This window comes from Marivirga aurantiaca, assembly GCF_016679925.1.
Taxonomy (GTDB): domain Bacteria; phylum Bacteroidota; class Bacteroidia; order Cytophagales; family Cyclobacteriaceae; genus Marivirga; species Marivirga aurantiaca.
This window is the reverse complement of sequence record NZ_JAEQBW010000002.1, coordinates 24,397-45,894: the sequence shown is the minus strand read 5'-3', so window position 1 is coordinate 45,894 and position 21,498 is coordinate 24,397. Positions and strand designations below refer to the sequence as shown.

At 33.0% G+C, this 21,498-nt stretch carries 20 protein-coding genes; all 20 read right to left on the bottom strand.

Annotation, left to right across the window (positions count from 1 at the left end; translation table 11 throughout):
- Positions 1–3: 3 nt before the first annotated feature.
- Positions 4–888 carry a sulfotransferase domain-containing protein gene (locus JKA74_RS05705; protein WP_201430217.1) on the bottom strand — a complete coding sequence of 295 codons (885 nt, stop codon included), beginning with the start codon at positions 886–888 and terminating at the stop codon, positions 4–6.
- Between the two features lie 39 nt (positions 889–927).
- Positions 928–1,563, bottom strand: coding sequence for a CatB-related O-acetyltransferase (locus JKA74_RS20715; RefSeq protein ID WP_236587545.1), 636 nt, complete (start codon positions 1,561–1,563; stop codon positions 928–930).
- Positions 1,564–1,579: 16 nt separating this feature from the next.
- Entirely contained in the window at positions 1,580–2,764 is a 1,185-nt protein-coding gene (locus JKA74_RS05695) for a glycosyltransferase (protein ID WP_201430216.1), read from the bottom strand.
- Between the two features lies 1 nt (position 2,765).
- Positions 2,766–3,485 carry a xenobiotic acyltransferase family protein gene (locus JKA74_RS05690; RefSeq protein WP_201430215.1) on the bottom strand — a complete coding sequence of 240 codons (720 nt, stop codon included), beginning with the start codon at positions 3,483–3,485 and terminating at the stop codon, positions 2,766–2,768.
- Entirely contained in the window at positions 3,478–4,866 is a 1,389-nt protein-coding gene (locus JKA74_RS05685) for a hypothetical protein (RefSeq protein ID WP_201430214.1), read from the bottom strand. The genes JKA74_RS05690 and JKA74_RS05685 overlap by 8 nt, the downstream gene beginning before the upstream one ends.
- Entirely contained in the window at positions 4,867–5,817 is a 951-nt protein-coding gene (locus JKA74_RS05680; protein WP_201430213.1) for a sulfotransferase, read from the bottom strand. It abuts the gene before it with no gap.
- 8 nt (positions 5,818–5,825) lie between these two features.
- Positions 5,826–6,569, bottom strand: coding sequence for an SDR family oxidoreductase (locus JKA74_RS05675; protein ID WP_201430212.1), 744 nt, complete (start codon positions 6,567–6,569; stop codon positions 5,826–5,828).
- On the bottom strand, positions 6,562–7,473 hold the full coding sequence (locus tag JKA74_RS05670) for a Gfo/Idh/MocA family protein (RefSeq protein ID WP_201430211.1): 912 nt from the start codon (positions 7,471–7,473) through the stop codon (positions 6,562–6,564). The genes JKA74_RS05675 and JKA74_RS05670 overlap by 8 nt, the downstream gene beginning before the upstream one ends.
- A complete protein-coding gene (locus tag JKA74_RS05665) occupies positions 7,470–8,186 on the bottom strand; it encodes an acylneuraminate cytidylyltransferase family protein (RefSeq protein WP_201430210.1) in 717 nt (238 codons plus the stop codon). Before JKA74_RS05665 ends, JKA74_RS05670 begins: the two co-directional genes overlap by 4 nt.
- On the bottom strand, positions 8,186–9,229 hold the full coding sequence (locus tag JKA74_RS05660; protein WP_201430209.1) for a nucleotidyltransferase family protein: 1,044 nt from the start codon (positions 9,227–9,229) through the stop codon (positions 8,186–8,188). Before JKA74_RS05660 ends, JKA74_RS05665 begins: the two co-directional genes overlap by 1 nt.
- Entirely contained in the window at positions 9,226–9,897 is a 672-nt protein-coding gene (locus tag JKA74_RS05655) for a PIG-L deacetylase family protein (RefSeq protein ID WP_201430208.1), read from the bottom strand. The genes JKA74_RS05660 and JKA74_RS05655 overlap by 4 nt, the downstream gene beginning before the upstream one ends.
- Positions 9,898–9,901: 4 nt before the next feature.
- On the bottom strand, positions 9,902–10,789 hold the full coding sequence (locus tag JKA74_RS05650; protein ID WP_201430207.1) for a formyltransferase family protein: 888 nt from the start codon (positions 10,787–10,789) through the stop codon (positions 9,902–9,904).
- A complete protein-coding gene (neuC, locus tag JKA74_RS05645) occupies positions 10,786–11,940 on the bottom strand; it encodes a UDP-N-acetylglucosamine 2-epimerase (RefSeq protein WP_201430206.1) in 1,155 nt (384 codons plus the stop codon). The genes JKA74_RS05650 and neuC overlap by 4 nt, the downstream gene beginning before the upstream one ends.
- Entirely contained in the window at positions 11,937–12,968 is a 1,032-nt protein-coding gene (neuB, locus tag JKA74_RS05640) for an N-acetylneuraminate synthase (RefSeq protein ID WP_201430205.1), read from the bottom strand. Before neuB ends, neuC begins: the two co-directional genes overlap by 4 nt.
- Complete coding sequence (locus tag JKA74_RS05635) at positions 12,965–13,960, bottom strand: NAD-dependent 4,6-dehydratase LegB (RefSeq protein ID WP_201430204.1); 996 nt, start codon at positions 13,958–13,960, stop codon at positions 12,965–12,967. The genes neuB and JKA74_RS05635 overlap by 4 nt, the downstream gene beginning before the upstream one ends.
- Before the next feature lies 1 nt (position 13,961).
- Positions 13,962–15,761 carry an ABC transporter ATP-binding protein gene (locus JKA74_RS05630; RefSeq protein WP_201430203.1) on the bottom strand — a complete coding sequence of 600 codons (1,800 nt, stop codon included), beginning with the start codon at positions 15,759–15,761 and terminating at the stop codon, positions 13,962–13,964.
- A 166-nt stretch (positions 15,762–15,927) separates the two neighbouring features.
- Complete coding sequence (locus tag JKA74_RS05625; RefSeq protein ID WP_201430202.1) at positions 15,928–16,980, bottom strand: hypothetical protein; 1,053 nt, start codon at positions 16,978–16,980, stop codon at positions 15,928–15,930.
- A gap of 121 nt (positions 16,981–17,101) precedes the next feature.
- The gene (locus tag JKA74_RS05620; RefSeq protein WP_201430201.1) at positions 17,102–18,535 is read right to left on the bottom strand and encodes an MBOAT family O-acyltransferase; all 1,434 of its coding nucleotides are present in this window, start codon (positions 18,533–18,535) and stop codon (positions 17,102–17,104) included.
- Positions 18,536–18,795: 260 nt separating this feature from the next.
- Positions 18,796–19,857: an NAD-dependent epimerase gene (locus JKA74_RS05615; protein ID WP_201430200.1), complete on the bottom strand. Its 1,062-nt coding sequence runs from the start codon at positions 19,855–19,857 to the stop codon at positions 18,796–18,798.
- Between the two features lie 442 nt (positions 19,858–20,299).
- Positions 20,300–21,199 (bottom strand): Ppx/GppA phosphatase family protein, encoded by a 900-nt coding sequence (locus JKA74_RS05610; protein ID WP_201430199.1) that lies wholly within the window; start codon positions 21,197–21,199, stop codon positions 20,300–20,302.
- Between the last annotated feature and the right edge of the window lie 299 nt (positions 21,200–21,498).

Genomic DNA, 21,498 nt, shown 5'->3' with positions numbered 1-21,498 from the left:
AAGCTACCGTATTTTTAAAATTTTATTAAGCAAAGAATTAGAATGCAATTTGCTTTTTGGAGCTTGAGACAGCTTTTCAATGTATTCAGGTGTATAATTGTAGCCTAGCTTACCACTAATATCTTTAGTGTGTTCAAAAAATTCTTCTTTCTCTTGATCAGTCCACTTATAAAATTTATGGGAAGGACTAAGAGTATTTACTTTTTTATTAGTGACCTTTTTAAAAGTATTTTCACTTAACCTATTCTTAAAAGATAGAAAATCGGCAATATCCAGATATTTATTGAAATCAAGATCTTCTAGTTTAATCACCATAAATTGAGAGCTTGGGAGATTCTCTAACTGCGCTAATATCTTCTCATTCAATGATTTATAGTACCATGCCAATTTACCTATTCGACTTAGTTTCATCCAATTCTTCAATTCATCACCACTAGGAACTATTCTACTAAAACTATGGTGTTGCAAACTCATTTTTGGTTGTAAACCTGGCGATTTCGAATAATCTTCAATAAATAATGAGTCCTTATACCAACCCTTTTTATAGTAACTAGTTACAACAGCATGTGGTGCACGAACCAACATTATAAACTTGGCATTAAAGTACTCATATAAAGGTTGGACCGCTAAAGATAGGTATGCACTTGATTCGAAAGAGAATTGAGCAGTTCCTAAATCTTCTTCTATTGCATTCTTTTTAATTTGAAAGTAACCAGTATGATCAATAGGAAGTGAATTCCACTCAGCATAGCGATAAAAACTATCCTCCATAGGTAAGCGCTCATGATGAGAAACCACATTTGGTTGATGAGTTAAAAGTTCATATAAAAACTTAGTTCCACAACGACCAGTGCCAATACTAAATGCTACTTTATCCGAAAATTTCATATAATTAATAATTCAACCCTAAATCCAGTATTTTATATTTTATTTTATTGAATTTAGATCACTAATGTCAATGGCTGATTTTTGAAACAAAATATAGTTCTTTTGAATTCTTTTTATAGGCCAATCCCACCAACTAATGCTTTCTAATTTATCAATTATATCATCAGTGTATCTTTTTCCTATAAATTTGGCAGGCACCCCCCCATAAATTTGATATGAAGGCACATCTTCTTTTACTACTGCTCCTGCTGCAATTATGACGCCATTGCCTATAGTCACACCTTTTAAGATACTAGCTCCAGCTCCTATCCAAACATCATTACCAATCTTTACTTCTTTTACTATTTGCAATTTTTTTCTATCCCCATTTAAAAACATACCATTTACACAAATAGTAAATGATTTAAAAGGATGATCCCTAGATACAATTACTACATGAGGTCCTAATTGGGAAAATCTACCTATTGAAATTGGCCCTCTTAATACACAATGTGAACTAATAGTTGAAAAACTACCTAATTTAACTGTATCACCCTCAATTATAGAGAAGGAATCTATCCTATTATTTCCTTCACAAATAACTTTTGTCCTTAACTGCACACCTTCACCTAATTTACAATTTTCAAGGTGAACTTTATTCTTGATTTTTCTTTTAAAATATTGAAATATTCTCAAGTCCTTTTTATATTAATTATAAATTGCTTAACCAAAAATCCCTTCGTTCCTCGTATTTTCCAATTGCTGAGTAATTATTTTCTACAAATCTATGCATATCTTCCTGAACATTAGATTTTTTTTCTCCCCCTTGATTTAACAACTTTATCACATGATTTGCAAATTCTTCAATACTTTTATACTGAAAATCAGCAACAAATCCTTTATCAAGTAAATCACTATGACAATTTTTGGGAACAACTACTGGTGTTCCACTTGCTAAATATTGGTATATTTTTTGTGAGGAATTTCCGAAATTTTCCACTATTTCTTCTGGCACTAAAGCTACACCAACATCTGACAATTGAAAATAGGGAGGGACTTGTTCAAAAGGTAAAAATCCTTTAATAATAATGGAGTCACTAAATCCAGTTTCAGCAGCCATCTTTTCCATTTCCTGAATATGTGATTTACCTTTTTTATTATCTCCAATAATTAAAAATCCAGCATTAGGAAATTCTTTTTTTATTAGAGGTACTGATTTTATGATTTCTGCTGCACCACGTTCTAAGGGAACTCCTCCTATATAAGAAATAATATGACTGAATTGGCTTAATTCATATTGTTCCTTCAAAACCTGCTTATCACCTGGAAAAAAATTATCTACATTAGTCCCATTATCTATTAATGCCACATTTCTAATCCCCTTTTCATTTAGATGATCAAGTAATTTCTGCCAAGTTGTATCTATACATATTGCTCGTTTACAAATTTTACTAAGATTGTACTGATCTATCCAAGTATTAATCCCCGTTACTTTTTTATTAAGGAAAGTGTGAAAATGTTTGATTGCAAAAGGCCTTTTCTCGTTACTCAAAAATTTTATACATCTAAATAGTTTGTTTCCAGCTAAGCGTATAACAAATAGATCAATTGCTCCGCCTTTCTCTTCAATTTTGTTTATAATTTGTTTAAACTGTTTTAAATAAGAAGCTTGATCTTTAAATGCTTTGGTGAATGAAGGAGGATTATTTGGGTCTTCAAACTCATAATGGTTCTCCAGTTCATACTGTGGCTTAGCTTTTAATTTAATTGTTAAGCAATAAGATTCATCATCATGCTTCTTGCTTTGAACTTGCATAGCGTTTACAAATTCCAGCTCATTGGTACCAGGGCCTGTAGGTTGGGATATGTCAACCAAACTAACGTATAGTATTTTCAATTTATAAATTATTTAAATCTTCTAATTCTAATGATTTTTTGGTAAAAAGTGCTTTATGGTCAATTATTTTTTCTAGTGGCCAATCCCACCAGGCAAGCCGATTTAGTTTTGAAATAATATTCTGTTCAAATCTATACTTAATAATTTTTGCAGGTATCCCTCCTACTACTGCATAGGGTGGAATATCTTTTGAAACAATTGCGTTAGAGCCAATGATAGCACCATTTCCAATCTTCACACCAGATAATATGACTACATTTGCCCCAATCCATACATCATTTCCAACAACTATTTCCCCTTTAGACTCTCTGTCATTTTCAGGGCTACTTTCATTAAAAATATGTTTATTTATATAATATGTAGATAACTTACTAATTGGATGGTTAAATTCCAAAATAGTGCAATTGGAAGCAATTGAACAAAAACTACCAATAGTTATTGGATGAAACTGAGAAGAAATAGTAGTACCTTGACCAGCAATTGAAGTATACCTTCCTAAGACTACTTCACCTGTTAACTCAGCATTTAATAATTTACAATGCTTACCAATTGAAACTTTACCTAATAAGTTTGTATTAATGACTTTTGAATTTTCTCCAATAGATACCTCTCCAATACATTTAGAGGAGCGAATGATTACATTTTTATCAATTCGTATTTGACCTTCTAGTGTATTAAGATTACTCACTTTATTAATTATTCTTTGTAATAATCTAATCATTCTTCATAAGTTTTTTTATGAGTTCTTCAAACGAACCTTTTTTAAGATCATAAAAATAAAAATAGTCTTTTAGTGGATTATCTGCAAAATAAGTCCTTCCTAAAGTATGAATTAATATGCTAGACACCTTAAAATGTGCAGCCTCCAAAACAACGGTTGAAAATTGGGTTATATGGAGATGTGTATATTTCAAAATTAAGGGTAAAGGCAAGTCTGTAGCTCGGTTTAATTCAACCAAATCAAATATCCCTAAGGATTTCAAACTCCCCCCAATTTGATCTTTAAGTGCTATTTGACGAGGATGAAGTCTAAACCAAAAAGAAAATTCTCCTGACAACTTTTTTATGGCTTCTATTAAAAAATCTGGAAAAATGTCGTCTCTATTGGACAATGTGTATAATATAATAGGTTTTTCCTCATACTTTATTTGTTCATCCAGGTTACCGAAATTAATTTTGTTTTTTTGTATAGCCTGGATCCAGGCATTCCCTGTATTAGTTGCTTGATGTTGCGGATAAGCACTAGCCCACTGATTGATGCAATCAACTTCATAGTTCGTCCAGGTCCAAAACTCATTTGGCAAACTATTATAACCATTTTTGGGCATTTTTTTAAATGCATAAGCAATGTGTTTATCGCTAATAACTCCATGCTGAATATCAATGGTGGACATATTTAATTTTCTAGCTTCACTTATTATGACCATATTGAATAATCCATAATAGCAAACGAAATATAGTTTATCACCTTGGTATTGCCGAAGTAACCAACCACTAAATGATTGATAAACTGGAATTAATGGAAGCTGTCGACTCATTTTCCTAACTAGTTTTTTTCTCAGGCCTATAGGCAGTTCATTCATTTGCCCAATCCGAGACCCAACATCAAAAGCAGGTTTATTTATTCTATTCTTGATCCTCGACATTAAATGTAACAGATCTAGTATAGGGGATAGCTGAAAAAGTCGATACCCCTTATAATTTTCATATGTGTATTCATTTTGCTTAGCAGTTTCAAACAAAATCTGTATTTCTGTATCATCTTTTGATAGGTTATCCATCAATGGATCAACAAATCTATTGTAATTCACACCATTAATGGATTGTCTATGGGCTTGACTAGCAAAAAATAAGGACTTTGCATTTTTCAACTTTTTCCTAACCAAAAATAATTCTTTTAAACCATTAAAAAATATCGAAAACTTGTTAGAAGATATTGTTTTGCTTCTTGTCCCAGTTACCTTTTTCTCCGTCAGTTCATTAAAAATAAAAATTCTGATAATTGGCCAAACATGTATCCCATATTCTTGCCAATCTACCAGCTCATACTTCTGCTCTATGTCGTTAATTAGTGATAATATTTCTTCTCTACTTCTTTCCATTTAGCCTTCAATATTATTCACTACAGACCCAGTATTTAAACCTTGAAAATTGGACTCTATTTCATCTAATCTACTTTGCCAGCTGGCTTCGATCGGAAGTTCCTCATGCCGATATTCTAATGGCTTAATTTGATCAATTATTGCCAAACTTTTATCAGTTAATTCTACTTTCAATTGTTTTGCTAATTGTTTGCTGATTTCTAAAGGAGCTTGAGTAAAGTTTTCATATCTAATAAAAATGAACCTTCTTATTTTTCCCAAAGCCTCATACTGACTGATATAATATATCACGGCTTTATGCAATTCATCAGCTTCCACAAAAGAACTATGATACTTTTTTGGAATACAAGATGGTATTTTTAAATCTTTATAAATGAGATAAGGATATAATAATGTAGGGCCATTTACTGAAAGATGTTCAGGAGCAAACCAAGCTTTCTTTAAAATAGAATGCAAAACATCATTAAAATTTCTATAGGTAATAATTTTAATGAATTCCGGATAAATATTTTGTAATGCTGCCATTTCCAGTAAACTAGCAGGCATTTTTATGGCTAGCCTATACGCTTTTGCTTCTGCTTCAATCGTTCTCTTTCGGTGGCTTTTTCCTAAGCGTTTCTTTAATTCCTCTTCTGAAAGAAAATTCTTAATATAGCTGTCATCATGCGTATTGAAATTGAGCGTTCGACCGGCCAGATGAGGTACCAATAACTCTTCAAAACAATAGGTCTCAAATAGAAATTTAAACTCATTGGCTTGCAAACTACCAGTTTCTAAATAGCCTAGTAAGGCTTTTATCATTGGTGGTTCAAAATGGTAATCTATATTGCTAAAAGAGCCGATGAGATTTCCCAGAACAGTTGTCCCTGTACGGGGCATCCCGCTAACAAACACCATTTGATTTACACAATCTGCTGCAGCTGGGGATAACTTTAACTGATTACTATTCATACTTAAAATTATATGGCCGTCCAGCCTCCGTCTACTACTAAATTTTGGCCTGTTATATATTTAGCCTCATCTGATAACAAAAAGCTAACAGAAGGAGCAATATCATCAGGGTTTCCCATTCTTTTCATAGGCACTTTTTTCTCATATGCCTCCACAAATTTTTTATCCTGGTGATCAAAAATACCTCCCGGTGAAACTACATTTATCCTAATGCCATCCTTACCAAATTTACTGGCGAGATATCGGGAAAAATTAATTAAACCACCTTTTATAGCCGAATAGGCAGCTGGAGGATTAATATTCGTATTTTCATATATTGAAAAATCATTACCCACAACACCGTAAATGGAAGCCATATTGACAATACTACCACTTTTCTGCTTTAAAAAAATCTTGATTATTTGCTGGCAACAAAGAATATAGCTATTCATTTGCCATTCTACATTTTTATTTAAAGATTCTTCGGTGAGTTCCAAAAAATCAATTCCCCAGTCTGAGGTCCGGGGATAAGCATTATTAACCCAACCATCAATTCTACCGTACCTTTCTAAGGTCTTGGCAATCGTGCTTTTAATTCCATCTAATTGCGTAAGGTCATAATTAAGTTCGTTTTTTCCAATATTATCTTCCGCATTAATATCAACATTAATAGCAATTCCACCCTTGTTCTGAATATCAGTAACAATAGCTCTTCCTAATAACCCCTTACCACCAGTAACTACTATTATTTGATTTAATAAAGATTTACTCATTTAAACAAATTTTTAAAGTTTTAATACCCTCTTCAATATCATTCATAGTAACACTTTTATTCTCTAAACACTTTAAAAAATAAGCCATTTGCAAATCATAGGTTTCTACTATATTAAAAGGTTGCGAAAATATGATCTCATTACCAGAACTAACTATTTCATTTTTTAGTAAATCTACATACCAAACCGAATCTTCCCACACCAATTCAATCGCTCTTTTCGGTGTTTTTCTGTAATAATTTAAAGTAATAAATACAGATGACTGCTCATATTCTAAAACATAATGTGCAACATCCGCAGAATCAATCTCCAATGGGGATTTCTTTGATTGATAGGATTGTACTGTTAAAGGATTACCCAATAAATACATGGTATAATCTATTTCATGAATCAAATCGAAATGAACCCCTCCACCTAATTCTTTTTTTGCACTATAGTTTTCCCTATAATCAGAATTTGGTCTCCAGTCTGGTAAATAAGATCCGCAATAGACATTATATTCTAATGGCTTCCTCTTATTGAATTCTTCCTTTAAATAAGTAATTATTGGGTGGAACCTTAGATTACAAGCCACATAAGTCAATATGTTTTTTCTGGCAATCTCCTTTAACAATTCCTGATGTCCTTTTAAATTAATAAATAAAGGTTTTTCAATAAATAAAGGTACGTTCAAATCAATTAATAATTGGACAGTTTTAAAATGCTCACTACTTGGATTTGATACAATTATAAAATCTAAATGAGCCGGTATCTCATTTATAGAATAAATATCTGTCACCCCTTCTTTCGTTATATTATTGAAGTTATGCCTTAGTGCATAAATTTCCGCATGAGGATCAAGTTTGAGTATACTGACAATATGCTTATTTGCAATAGAACCTAAACCTACGATGAGTACTTTCATATTTTAAAATCAAGCACATTTTGTTGCAACAACAATTCCATAATAGTAAAATCAATTGAATGATCAAGGTCAAAACATAGATGAGGCATTTCGTAAACAATAGAGTGATCGGTAATCACAGTAGGTAAATCACTCGTCATAAATTCTCTTTTAAAAATGTAAAAAGAAGCATTCATATCGTAAACCTTTGGGGCAAGCTGTCTTGATTTAATAAGCCCTCCATCTTTTACTAATTTAACAAACCCATTCTCCAGTTCTTCCACCATATTGAAATAAGGATTTCTGGCCGCAGGATTAACTGAGAAAATATTTAATGCAGATGAATGGTTTACTAATTTTTCCAATGCTGAATTTAAATCAGCTATTGTACGTAACGGAGAAGTAACATCCATATCTAATACAAAATCGAAGGAACATTTATTTATCTCTTCGGCATATTTCCAGGCATCTCTTATGGCATCTAACTTTCCCGCTCTGTCAGTGGCCATCACCTTAGGTCGGACATATTGGGTATGATAGCCTAGTTCTTTTGCACAATTTAAAATTGAAGCATCATCAGTACTTAATTGAATCTTTCCATTATGTAAATTAATAAACTCCAAGGCATGCTCCAAAGTGTAATGAAGTAAAGGCTTTCCATTTAATGGTTTAATGTTTTTACCGGGTATTCCTTTAGAACCACCCCTTGCACATATGGTAATAAGTATGTTCATCAGAATTTAATTAATTTTATATCTTTTTTAGCCTTTTCAAAATCCTCAGGTTTTCCAATATCAAGCCAATAACCCCTTAAAGGATAAGAAAAAACTTTTTTCCCGGCTTTAATTAAATCTTCCATTAAATCTGTAGCATCATAAAATTTATCTTTGGGTATTAATTCAATAACCTCTTTTTTCATTAGGTAAACCCCTCCATTGGAAAAATAAGTATAGGTCGGCTTCTCTTTAAAAGAAACCACATGCCCATTGCTTGTTTCCAAAACAGCATAAGGAATATTCACTTCATAAGGAATAGTGACAACTGCTAAATCAGCTTTTGACTCAATAAAATTCAGGTAAAAATCCTCGTAATCCAAGTTGGTCAACAAGTCAGAATTAGTAACCAGGATAGAATTATGTTTTAGGTTCTTAATTTGACCAATGGCTCCTATTGTACCAAGAGGATGTTGTTCATGTACGTAATCAATAGTAACATTTTTGTTGGTACCATCACCAAAATATGCTTCAATTTGTTCTCCCAAATAGCGTACGGAAATCCAAAAATCATCAATCCCGTAGCTTATTAAGCGATTCATATTATGCTCCATAATTGGCTTATCGCCTACTTTGAGTAAGGGTTTAGGACAATTGTCAGTAAATGGTTTTAATCTTTGCCCTCTTCCACCAGCCATTATAATAGCATCTATAGGAAGGTATGATTTTAAAAATCTAAAATTCACCACATTTATCACCCTATCATGCTCATCCAAAACAGGAATGATCTTAAAATTTTTCTCTCTTAGCGAAATGATTTTTTGTAAGTCATATACTCCTTTTCTTATAAATTTTGGGTTGGGTTGGATAAACCTAGTTACTTTATCATTGATGCTAAAGTCTCTTAGAAGGCCACGTCTAACGTCTCCATCAGTCATTGAACCCATTAACTTATTCTGCTCATCCACCACGAATAAAATAGCATCTGCAGCTAATTGATTCAGTTTTGCCAATGCCTCTTTTACTGTGCTATTTTTATTTACTAAATGCTTCTTATAATTCATTTATCAATAATTTTAATAGCTTGAAATGCTTCAGCATATTCAACACCTACTGTAGCACCTCTGTAAGTAGCTAATGCTTTAATATTTCGTTCTGATCTTGGAAAAGGATGCTCCCCTAACTCAGAGTCATAAATTTTCATAATTTCAACTTTTTTTTGACAATAAGCTGAAATATCAACAAAATAATTTGGTACAAAAGCTTTTTCAGGTAATGCAGGAGCAAATTCAGTTTCTGAAAGGCACTCATATAGAAGTACCTTTTTGATATATGGATATCTGAATGATTTAGTACAAGACATCACTGCATCAAATAAAACTCTATGGTCAGAATGTGCATCTGATCTATTTAAGCAATAGATTGTTTCAGGCTTAATTTTATTAAATATTGTAGATATTTCAGGCACCATTTTGATGAGACTTGAACTACTGAGGGTCATGGTAGGGTAATCCAAAAAGAAAACATGCTCAAATCCATAAGCCTCAGAAACCTTTTCGATTTCTTTTTGCCTAGATTCTATTCTCTCCTTATCAAAACCCTGATCCTCAAAAACATTGGTTGCTATTAACCATGAAACCTTGTCTCCATTATTAACATGCTTTAAAATTGTACCGCCAGCGCCAAGAGTTTCGTCATCCGGATGGGCAGATATTACAATTACATTTTCCATATAATTAAATTAAATAATCCCCTTCTTTGGGTAGTTGGTCAAGGGTATGATCTACTAATATTATTGAACTATCAGAAGTTTTAACTTCAATTTCATTGTCACTTATTCTTAACACCTTTCCAGGTTCAATATTCAGAAAATTGCACTTTCCAATCCTCGATTCCCAAATTTGATATCTTTCATGCGCAAATTGGATTTCGGCTCCAGGATACGGCTTTGTTAATGCTCTAACCAGATTGTATATAGATTGACTATTCATTCTAAAATCAATTAACCCATCATTTCTTGACCGTTTTCTCCATTCATTACCTTTGGAAAGGGGTTGTTTTTTTAAAACGATACTATTAGAAACCATTTTAGGCAATAATTCATGTATTTGAGTAATAGCAGTTTCAATTATTTTATTGTATAAGGTCAGAGCAGTGTCACTTTTATCAATTTTCACAGCTTCTTGACTTATTATATCTCCTGTATCCGCAGATTGATCCATTATAAAAAATGTTGAACCTGTTTCTTTTAAACCTAATACTAATGCCCAGATGAGAGGATGACGCCCTCTGTTTTCTGGAATTTTGGCAGGATGGTATCCTATTACTCTATTTGGAGTTATTTGTAATACTTTCTCCTTCAATAATGAAGACCACCCAAAACAAAATATATAATCTGGTGCTAAAGATTTAATCCATTCAACAATATGAGGCGCATTTATATCCTTAACATATTTATAAGGTATATTTTCCTTTTCTATTAGTTTAGAAAGATCATAATGATCACTGTTGAAATCAGATTTCGATTTTGTTGCTACCCCAACTATTTCAATAAAATCAACCCTTAAAATAGATTTTAGCAATTCACTAGAGAATTTGACATTTCCGATAAAGAAAATTTTCATAAATTATAAAATTCTTTTTTTAGGATATTATTCAAGTCAACACTTTTTAACACCTCAATTATTTTATCAGAGGCTCCTCCATCTCCATATGGATTCTCAACATTTTCAATCTCTTTCATAAAGGAAGAGCTAAGAGCTTTTTTGATAGAAACACTTATAGAATCCTTTTCCGGCAAACAATCCAAGACTGATCTCGCCTTCATCCTTCCCTTCTGTCTATCTCCAATATTTACGGTAGGTATTTTAAATGAAGGGACTTCCGTCAATCCACTTGATGAATTCCCAATAACAATATCTACATGTTTTAGAGAAGACAAATATCTTAATTGCCCCAATGATGTAAATCCACAATACTTTTTAGGATTTTTTTGAACAAATTCATCTATCATTGAAATAATCACTCTTCCATTTGTATCAGCATTTGGTTTTGTGAAAATTACAGATAATTCCGGAAATAATTCAATCGCATTCAATAATTCATTGAATTGAAATTCTGTAGTATTATTTTCCAAAGTGACTGGATGAAAAGTAACTAACGCATTAATTTTGCCGAGTTTAAAGTTTATAGCATCCTGAAATTCATTTCTATTTAATAAATTCAGTTTAGCTATATTATCAATTCCCGGGCTTCCTACATTGAAGACCTTATTTGGCTGCTCTCCTAATTGAATAATTCTCTTTTTATATAATTCAGTAGCTGCAAAATGCAAATGAGCCATCTTAGTAACCGAATGCCTTATAGACTCATCTATTAAACCTTCTGTTGCTTCCCCACCGTGAATGTGCCCAATCGGAATTTTCGTGATCATTGCCGCAGCAGCAACTGAAAAAATCTCAAACCTATCTCCAAGTACAACAACAATATCTGGCTTCAATTCTTCAAAACATTCAGAGAAAGATATCATTGCTAATCCCATTGATTTAGAGATACCTATAGGGCTGTCAGAAGAAAGAAGTATTTCAACCTTTTTATTGATTATAAATCCACTTTCTTCAATATTTTGGTAGGTTAATCCAAACTCAGGAGATAAGTGCATACCTGTAACAACAAGTTGTAATTCCAAGTCCATATCCTCTTGTATACCTTTAATAAGCCAATACATTAAGCCAAATTCCGCACGAGTCCCAGTAACAATACAAATTTTTCTCATAATAGATCGCTTATTGAAATTTTATGGAATTCATTTAAATCTCTGGCCAACTTCCTACCGATTACTTGAGAATCATTCATCATTGATAAACCATCTCCTGGTCTTAATGCTATTAAGTCACTTTCTTTAATTACATGACCTTTAGCCAATGCCTTACTCGTATGTATACTCTTTCTTACTACCTTTTTATTTTCTTTTTCACTAGTGCTAGGCTCTTTTATGCCATTTCCACCAATAGCCATTTCAATATTTCGAATAGATTTTATCATTTCGAATAGCTCATCAGGCTCCAGTGAAGCTTTATGATCCGGGCCGGGTAAATTTCTATCTAAAGTGAAATGTTTCTCTATTACTTTGGCACCTAGCGCAACTGCAGCTATTGGTACTTCAATCCCTAAAGTATGATCGGAATAACCTATCTCAACACCTAGTTCTTTTTTAATATGTAACATGGCTTTCAGATTAACATCTGCCATAGGCGTAGGATACTCAGTATTGCAATGAAGAATTGTTAAACCTGATTTATCTAATCCTGCATTAATCAATACTGTTACAGCATCCTTAATTTCTTTTATATCTGCCATCCCAGTCGATAGTATTACTGGTTTTTTCTTGGTAGCAATATGTTCTAAATAGGGTTTATTAGTGATTTCACCTGAAGGAATTTTAAATAATTCTATGGGTAATTCATCTAAAAAATTAATACTATCATTATCAAATCCTGTAGATAGGAACTTAATACCTTCTAATTTGCATAGATCTAATAATTCTGGATACCATGCATCAGGAATTTCTAACTTTTTAAGCATATTATACTGAGAATCGTCACCATCATTAATATTTTTAGCTTGATAGGAGGCTTTTTTAGCTTGTTTACTCACAATTTTATCTGCCTTAAAAGTCTGAAACTTAACAAAGTCAGCACCTGCTTTGGCAGCGACTTTTATCAATTCCTTTGCTCGCTCTAAATCTCCGTTATGGTTAACACCGGCCTCGGCAATAATTATTGTCTTTTGAAGGTTGATCATACATTGTAAATATCAGCTTTGTACTTGGCAAGGTTTTCCTTGTTGGAAAACCATTCAATGGTTTCCTTAATACCTTCTACTAAAGTGTACTGCGGTTCCCAATTTGTATATTTTTTTAATTTTTCATTTGAGCCAAATAGTCTGAACACTTCACTTTTCTCCGGCCTCATTCGCTCATCATCTGTCAATATATAAGCCTCCGGATTAATTTGATTGATCATTTCCATGGCTAAATCCTTAATGGAAATTTCAGATTGAGTAGCAATGTTTACTTCATGCCCAATGAGCTTCTCACATTTTGCGATTTCAATAAAACCATTAACAGTATCTTTCACAAAAAGTAAATCTCTGGTTGGGGTAATATCTCCTAATTTAATCTCTTTTTTTCCATTTAATAATTGAGTGATAATAGTAGGTATAACTGCTCTGGCAGATTGTCGCGGCCCATAAGTATTGAATGGGCGTACAATGGTTAAAGGTAAATCAAAACTTCTATAAAATGAATCTGCAATAGCATCGGCCCCAATTTTACTGGCTGAATAAGGTGATTGAGGTTGTTTAGGATGTTCTTCGGTAATAGGAACAAACTGAGCTGTGCCGTAAACTTCGGAAGTAGAAGTCACTAATACTCTTTCGGTTCCCAAGTCTTTAGCTGCCTGAACTATATTGAGTGTTCCTTTTACATTAGTATCTACATAAGAATCGGGAGAATGATAACTAAAAGGTATAGCTATTAAAGCTGCTAAATGAAATACAATATCCACGTCTTTCATGGCAGTTCTTACCCCGTTAGGATCACGAATATCTCCGGAAAATATCTCTATTTTTGCTAATTTTTCTTTCGGCAAAGTATCTAACCACCCCCAGGAGCTAAAAGAATTATAATAAACAAAGGCTTTAACTTTATAGCCATCATCTACCAATTTTTCAGCCAGATGACTTCCTATAAAGCCATCAGCTCCAGTGACTAGTATTTTTCTATTTTTTAACATATTAAAACTCTTGTAAACTAACCATTCTTTTGAAACTACCTGATTGTTCAAGCAACTCTTCAAAAGTACCTATTTTATCAATTGTTCCCTTATTCAATAGAATAATCTTATCTGCATTTTTCACAGTTGATAACCGATGTGCGATAGTAATTATCGTATACTTTCCTTTTAGTACATCAATGTTTTCCTGAATGGCTTTTTCAGTTTCCGAATCTAAAGAAGAGGTAGCCTCGTCCATCATTAGAAAATCAACTTCCTTATAAAGCTCTCGTGAGATGGAAATTCTTTGTCGTTGCCCACCACTTAAATTAATACCATTATTACCCAGTTGCGTTTGGTCTTTTAACTCTAACTCATTAACAAAGTCAAAAATTGCTGCTTGTCTTAATGCTTCATTGAAACGTTTTATATTTTCAGGAGTTCTTTTATCCCAAAAAGTGACATTGTTGTATACATTGTCACTAAATATTACTGGTTCTTGAGTTATATAGCCTATCCGCTTTTGAAAAGTGCGAATATCTAACTCTTTCATTTTCATTTCATCAATTGTTATAACTCCCTCTATTGGCTTTATCAGTCCTGCCAAAATATTCAACAAAGTTGTTTTACCGGAGCCACTTTCTCCTACTATGGCAATTGACTCATTTTTATTGATATCAAAACTTATGTTATCAAGTATTTTTTCTTTTTCAAAAGCAAAGACCACTTCGCTGATTTTCAATTTTGTCTTAAAACCTTTAAAGGGGACTTTCCCAAAGGATTCTTTATTCGCTTTTAAATCTTTAGTGAATTCAGTCATGTTGTCCAACGATCCTGAAACTCCTAGGAAATTATTCCAGTAATTCTGTATTGTCATTAATGATGAAAGGGCTCTGTATAGAAACAATAAACTCAATATTATAAGTCCTAATGGTTTATTGAATATAAATACTTGTAAAATTATTGCAGTTACTACAATTAAAATTGTCAAAGGCTCACGTAAAGCCTGAAGAGTAGCTCCTAACATACCTATCTTCCTTTGTGATTGCTCTATTTCTTCAATTTTGCTTTTGAGCTTATTGGCATAAGAATAGATAAAACCAGTTGCTTTTAAATACTTAAAATTACTCACTTTTTGAATGAGTAAACCTTGGAATTCATGCATTTCCTTAGTAATCTGAGTTGATTTTTTTTTCGTTATTGCATAAAGGTTTTTAAAAATGAAATTAGTTAATACACCACCAATAATAACAATTAAGGCAAATTGTGGATTAGATAAAAAAGCCAAAGTTAAGTAAACAATTACCAAGACAATTGATTGAACAGCCAAGAAATAGTGTTTATAAGCCGCATTCACTCTTTGCACTTCACCAGAAAATGTATTTTGAATTTTACCAGAATCTGAAGTAACGAAGGCATTATAGCTATAATTGGAAAGTAAATCAGCATTGCTGATTCTGATATTTTTGATAAAATATTGTTGGTAAATAACCCTATAATATCCTTCTAAAAATTTCATTATACCCTTACATGAAAAAAAGAAAAAAATGATTAAAAGCACACTAAATAAATTAAATGGAATTCCTAATTCAGCAAAGCCTTCGACTAAAAAGGATAAACTACCTAATTGTTCTGTATCTACTTCCTGATTGGAACCATCTGTCATTTGCAACAAAGGCAAAAACATAGCCAATCCAAGACCATCCAATACCCCCACTAATAAACTAAGTATAAGAGAAATAAATACTCTGTATTTTAAATGAGAGTAAAAATAAGAAAAGTATTGAAAGTATTTTTTTATTAAAGATTTAATGACATTCATAATTTTTTATATCCTATTCAAAGAATTATTCAAAGATATATTAAATGATTGGAAAGAAATGATTCACTCTGTTTTTTTAGAAGTTGATCAAACTACAATAAACACACCCAGCTAAAAGAGCATTCAATCTGCAACTATTGTTAAAATATAAATCACTAAGGAAAAACTACTCTTTTAAATCAAGTTGTTTTTTAAATATATTCATTATAATATCTGTTTTTAAATGCCAACCATCATAGAAATCATCCACACTTAGATTCAAGGTGGTGGGGTCATATGAGCCAAAAGTAGAGATGTTATTAGTCTCACCTATATTTTTAACCATAGCTTCAACTTCTAATATTATTGGATATTTATCAATTAAATCCTGATAAATATGTGGGTTAAATGGAGACATATATAATTCAATCTCAATATTTTGGGATTTAGCATGATTAATCAATTGTTGAAAATCATTTATCCTTTCTAGTGAAATCTCTGTAAAACTATTCAACCCAAAACCTTCATTATTAAATGCCTCTAACGATTTCTTCACAATTGTCTGATTATCAACACTATCCATCCTAATGTCATATTTTAAAGAGCCATCGGTTAATATTGTATTGCTCAAATTATTTACCACCAAGGTAGGGATAGGTCTATCTTCTCCATTTATTACTTTAGGTAAATTCCGTATGGATTCTTGAAAATAAGTTATAGAAATCAATTGCTTTATTTTAGTCAGATCAAGGTGATTTCCCTGGTCATTTTTGCCAATAAATTTGTTGTATTCTTTCCTAAGAGAGAACCATCTATTGTCTTGATTATTGTCGTTGAAGCCCCCCGGGTCTATCCCCAAAATTATCTTTTCAGGTAATATCTTATTATCTACGTATAGTTGGTAAATACCAATTATGTCATAAATACTCGCTCTATTAACAGAATTATTATAAATACTCAAGTCATCAGAAAGGTTATTACCAATTAGCATGGTTCTACTTGAACCTACAACTAAAATATCTGGAGAAGTTGGTAAATTTGGAATGATTTTTTTTTGAAATGCCCTATCGTCATAGTTACTAATATTCGTCACATTATAATTATCCTTTAAAATGGATACCATTTCTGCTTCATAATTATCATCAAATATTCTAGCAGGATCTCCAATAACATTAACGCTTATTATAATCGTCAATAAGACAAAGGAAAGAATAGTAGTTTTTATCAGAAGTCTTTTCATGTGTATATGTTCATATTTAAGTGGTCACATGGAATGTCTGATCTACACCATGTAGTTCCAAATCTGGATTTTTTCTTAATATTCATCCTCGGTTGGTATAGCTGGCTTTATGGACATTTCATTAGAATTGAAAATATATAAATTGATTTTGCCCAAATTCTCCTTTAAGTAAAATAGTAATTATCAATACAAAATATAGCAGGTATCGAAAATAAGTAGTCTTGAATCCATTGAGAATAATAGCATAATGCCTTCCATACCATTCAAGAGTTACCCATAGAACTATAATTAAAGGTAAATAATAACCAATGTCTTTTCCGGAAACCTTATAACTTTCTGAATTAAAAATAGAAAAAATATAATTAAAAGCTTCTCCTACACTCTCCGCTCTAAAGAAAATCCAAGCCACACAAGTCAAAGTAAAAGTCAACCCCATTTGCCAAAGCTCTTTAAAATTCGGTAAAATCCTGTTTTCTGCTACTGTATCTTTATTGACTCTATTCTTATTTCGTAATAAAAGCGGGAGAAAATATATTGCGTTTAAAGCTCCCCAAACTATAAAAGTCCAGTTGGCACCATGCCAGAAGCCACTCACTATAAAAATCATAAAAGTATTAAATATAGCTCTTCCTTTGCTTACCCTACTTCCTCCTAAGGGAATATATACATAATCCCTGAACCATGTAGAAAGTGAAATATGCCATCTTCTCCAAAATTCAGCCATATCACGAGAAAAATAAGGTGTTCTGAAATTGGTCATCAGATCAAAACCAAAGAGTTTGGCTGTACCTATAGCAATATCTGAATAACCGGAGAAGTCCCCATAAATTTGGAAGGCAAAGAAAACAGCACCTAAAATCAATTCTGGCCCACTGGCAGTTTCATAGTTATTGAAAATCTGATTAACAAATATTGCACAGTTATCAGCAATTACTACTTTTTTAAATACCCCCCACAAAATCAAACGCATACCATCTGCCCCTTGCTCATAACTAAAGTTCCTTTTGAACTTGAATTGAGGCAATAAATTCACTGCTCTCTCAATAGGTCCTGCTACCAGTTGGGGGAAGAAACTTACATAAGCAAAAAAGGAAACCGGATCTTTACTGGCCATCATTTTCCCACGATAAACATCAATCGTATAACTCATGGTCTGAAAGGTATAAAAACTGATACCTACAGGCAATATCACATTAAGCGAATAAGGATTAGTTTGTAATCCCATCATGGCCATCATGTCAGTAAATGATTCAATAAAAAAATTGAAGTACTTAAAAAAGCCCAGGAAACCAAGATTGATCAATATAGAAATCCAAAGAAAAAGCTTTTTGTGGCTTTTTAAATCTGATTTCTCAATTTGCTGAGCACAAAGAAAATCAACTACAGAACTAAAGGCTATAAGGGAAAGAAATCGCCAGTCCCACCAACCGTAAAACACATAACTGACTACGAGAAGGAAGAAATTCTGGGTTTTCAAATGCTTTTGAAATACAAACCAGTACAGTATAAAAGTAATGGGCAGAAAGAGTGCAAACTCAAAGGAGTTAAAAAGCATGAATTAATATTTATTTTTCCCAGCATCAAAGATAATAGAATAGTTGAGGAAGTAGGTTGTGGAAGGATAGGAATTAGGTGCTCTGATTTTCCATAAACCAACTTTGGAATATATTACAAATCCGCTTTATCAATCATCTCATCTTAAGAAATGAAAGATGGCGGTTTCTCTTTTCTTTACTGAGTCAAAGACTCAATTTATTGCCAGTTCATAGTCTGCTGCTATACTAAGACTATTGATAGTGGAATTATTAAAGTTATTTACTCTATCCCATAATACTGCTTATACCAATTCACAAATTCCTGAATACCTTGTTCCAAAGCTGTGTTCGGGGCGTAGTCAAAATCCCTGATGAGTTCTGATACATCGGCATAGGTTTTTTGTACATCTCCCTGTTGCATAGGCAGCATTTCTTTTTCTGCTGTTTTGCCCATGGCTTTTTCCAAAGCTTCAATATAAGCCATCAGTTTTACAGGTTGGTTATTACCGATATTGTAAATTTTATAGGGTGCCGTAGAAGTTCCTGCTTCCGGCAAGGCGGCATTATAAGCAGGGTTGGCTTGAGCAGGTTTGTCCAATGCTGCCATCACTCCTTTTACGATATCACCCACATAGGTAAAATCCCTTTCCATATTGCCATGATTAAAAACCTTTAGTGGCTTTCCTTTGGTAATGGCATCTGCAAAAAGAAACAAGGCCATATCGGGCCTGCCCCAGGCTCCATAAACTGTGAAAAAGCGAATTCCTGTGGTCGGGATGTCGAATAAATGGCTATAGGTATGCGCCATCAATTCATTGCTTTTTTTGGTGGCTGCATACAAAGAGAGTGGGTGATCCACATTATCATTTACAGAAAAAGGCATTTTACCATTGCTGCCATACACTGAACTGGAAGAGGCATAAACCAAATGCTTTACCGGATAATGTCGGCAAGCTTCAAGTATATTTAAAAAACCTTGCACATTAGCATCTAAATACGCCTGCGGATTTTCTACTGAATAACGAACTCCAGCCTGGGCTGCAAGGTTAATGACATGATCAAACTTTTCAGTTTTGAATAAGTGGTTCATAAAGTCTTTATCGCACAAATCTGCTTTAACAAACCGGAAACTTTCGTACCTCTTACTTTGGATAAGCTGATGGTCAGTAAAAGAGTCAGGCTTTATGCCCAATTCATTCAGGCGACCATATTTGAGGTTTACATCGTAATAATCGGAAATACAATCATAACCCACTACCTGGTCACCTCTTTCCAACAAGGATTTACTTAAATGAAAACCGATGAATCCGGCTGCTCCTGTTACTAATATTTTTTTACTCATTAATCTATTTTTGAAACTTTTACATCCTGCCCTGTAAAATAAAACTTGAAGCGGTTTTTTAAAAATATTTTTCTCTTTTCAATGCATCCTACAGATGGTTATAGCCTTGACAATCCTTTTAATACGTAAACATAGCAAAACAAACATCCGGATTTGAAAAAAATTTATTAAAAGACCTTCTAAAATGATTTTTTTCAATCAAAAACATTTATCCCCACCTGATATAGAATTTAGAGTGTCCTTGAGAAGGCAGTGAAACAAATTTCCTAATTAAAGCCTTTAGACCGATCCGAAGGCGTGGGGAATTAGTCTCTTAAACATTAAAGAAGTTTAGGAATTATAATTTTATCATGACTACCCCCCCTTTGAAGGAAAGGGGGAGTGATCTCGTAATCTTTAACTGGCCAAATCCAAACCTTGAATTCCTGTACCTACTATTTGCTTAAGCTGGGAACCTGTCAATCTTATGTTTATTCCTCTCAAACAATATCTGCATAACACCATCTTTCAGTCCGCTATCCGGCACAATAATACTGCTGGCCTTTGCCCATTTCATGGCGCTAATGTATATGTCCAAAGCCGGGATAATTACATCTGCCCTATCTGGGTTCAACTGTAGTTTATTAACCCTTTCATCCATACTGAAGCTACGAATATAATTCTGTGTTTCTATAATTTTCTGCAAGGATATCGCCTTCCCTGGTTTTTTCCCTGCCAAATCCAACACTTTATTAATGTTACCCCCGGTACCAAGCGCCATTACTTTACCAAATTCTTTTTTCACCTCCAATGCAATCCATTCTTTCATTTCATCCCATCCTTTATAGGTGCCATCCTCCTTCATTTTTCTTACTGAGCCAAGAGGAAATGATTTGGCTTTAATTTTTTCATTGTTTACATACAAATTCAATTCCGTACTACCACCCCCAACATCTATATGCATATGGGTGGCTTGTGTCATATAAGGAAAAATGGCTTTATTAATGATTTCGGCTTCAGTATCACCGTCTATAATATCAATTTGCAAATCCAGCTTTTCCTTCACTTCATCAATGATCTCCCGACCGTTCTCTGATTCACGCATGGCAGAAGTGGCGCAGCCCATATAATCATCCACTTCGTACAAATCGATTAGAATTTTAAACGCCTGCATCAGCTTCATAAATTTCTCCCTGGAAGCATCACTGATTCTTCCCAGGCTAAATACGTCCTGGCCCAATCTCATAGGGAAACGGACGTATTCAATCTTTTTAAAGGTTATTTTGCCTTCATATTTCGTTACTCTGGTAAGTTGTATTCTGATGGCATTAGAGCCAATATCTATTGCGGCTAATTTAAGCATGGAATAAAGAAGCAAATTTTTATTTATAATTGTGAAAGAAAAAAATAAAAATAAAAAATTATTAAGCAGAGTATGAAATTGTATACTTTACAAATTGGGTAAAGTTGGATAAAACTAAAAATTTAGGATGCTGAAAAGAATAGCTAACACCATGTTCTTATCATCACATCTCCATTCCTGCTATACATTGGGATCATATCCAAGAGGAAAACCTCATTTTTTTCCAACTAAATTGGGGGAAAATGTTTCTTATAGAATAGTTAAAGCGTTATTATAAACAACCAATAGCTGGCACTTCC

Bases quoted from the DNA above. Each gene is read 5' to 3' on its own strand.
- JKA74_RS05665 (WP_201430210.1), bottom strand. From the start codon at position 8,186: ATGAACATACTTATTACCATATGTGCAAGGGGTGGTTCTAAAGGAATA.
- neuB (WP_201430205.1), bottom strand. From the start codon at position 12,968: ATGATCAACCTTCAAAAGACAATAATTATTGCCGAGGCCGGTGTTAAC.
- neuC (WP_201430206.1), bottom strand. From the start codon at position 11,940: ATGAGAAAAATTTGTATTGTTACTGGGACTCGTGCGGAATTTGGCTTA.
- JKA74_RS05630 (WP_201430203.1), bottom strand. From the start codon at position 15,761: ATGAATGTCATTAAATCTTTAATAAAAAAATACTTTCAATACTTTTCT.
- JKA74_RS05655 (WP_201430208.1), bottom strand. From the start codon at position 9,897: ATGGAAAATGTAATTGTAATATCTGCCCATCCGGATGACGAAACTCTT.
- JKA74_RS05620 (WP_201430201.1), bottom strand. From the start codon at position 18,535: ATGCTTTTTAACTCCTTTGAGTTTGCACTCTTTCTGCCCATTACTTTT.
- JKA74_RS05635 (WP_201430204.1), bottom strand. From the start codon at position 13,960: ATGTTAAAAAATAGAAAAATACTAGTCACTGGAGCTGATGGCTTTATA.
- JKA74_RS05680 (WP_201430213.1), bottom strand. From the start codon at position 5,817: ATGAATAGTAATCAGTTAAAGTTATCCCCAGCTGCAGCAGATTGTGTA.
- JKA74_RS05705 (WP_201430217.1), bottom strand. From the start codon at position 888: ATGAAATTTTCGGATAAAGTAGCATTTAGTATTGGCACTGGTCGTTGT.
- JKA74_RS05625 (WP_201430202.1), bottom strand. From the start codon at position 16,980: ATGAAAAGACTTCTGATAAAAACTACTATTCTTTCCTTTGTCTTATTG.
- JKA74_RS05615 (WP_201430200.1), bottom strand. From the start codon at position 19,857: ATGAGTAAAAAAATATTAGTAACAGGAGCAGCCGGATTCATCGGTTTT.
- JKA74_RS05675 (WP_201430212.1), bottom strand. From the start codon at position 6,569: ATGAGTAAATCTTTATTAAATCAAATAATAGTAGTTACTGGTGGTAAG.
- JKA74_RS05650 (WP_201430207.1), bottom strand. From the start codon at position 10,789: ATGAAAATTTTCTTTATCGGAAATGTCAAATTCTCTAGTGAATTGCTA.
- JKA74_RS05610 (WP_201430199.1), bottom strand. From the start codon at position 21,199: ATGCTTAAATTAGCCGCAATAGATATTGGCTCTAATGCCATCAGAATA.
- JKA74_RS05660 (WP_201430209.1), bottom strand. From the start codon at position 9,229: ATGAATTATAAGAAGCATTTAGTAAATAAAAATAGCACAGTAAAAGAG.
- JKA74_RS05670 (WP_201430211.1), bottom strand. From the start codon at position 7,473: ATGAAAGTACTCATCGTAGGTTTAGGTTCTATTGCAAATAAGCATATT.
- JKA74_RS05685 (WP_201430214.1), bottom strand. From the start codon at position 4,866: ATGGAAAGAAGTAGAGAAGAAATATTATCACTAATTAACGACATAGAG.
- JKA74_RS05690 (WP_201430215.1), bottom strand. From the start codon at position 3,485: ATGATTAGATTATTACAAAGAATAATTAATAAAGTGAGTAATCTTAAT.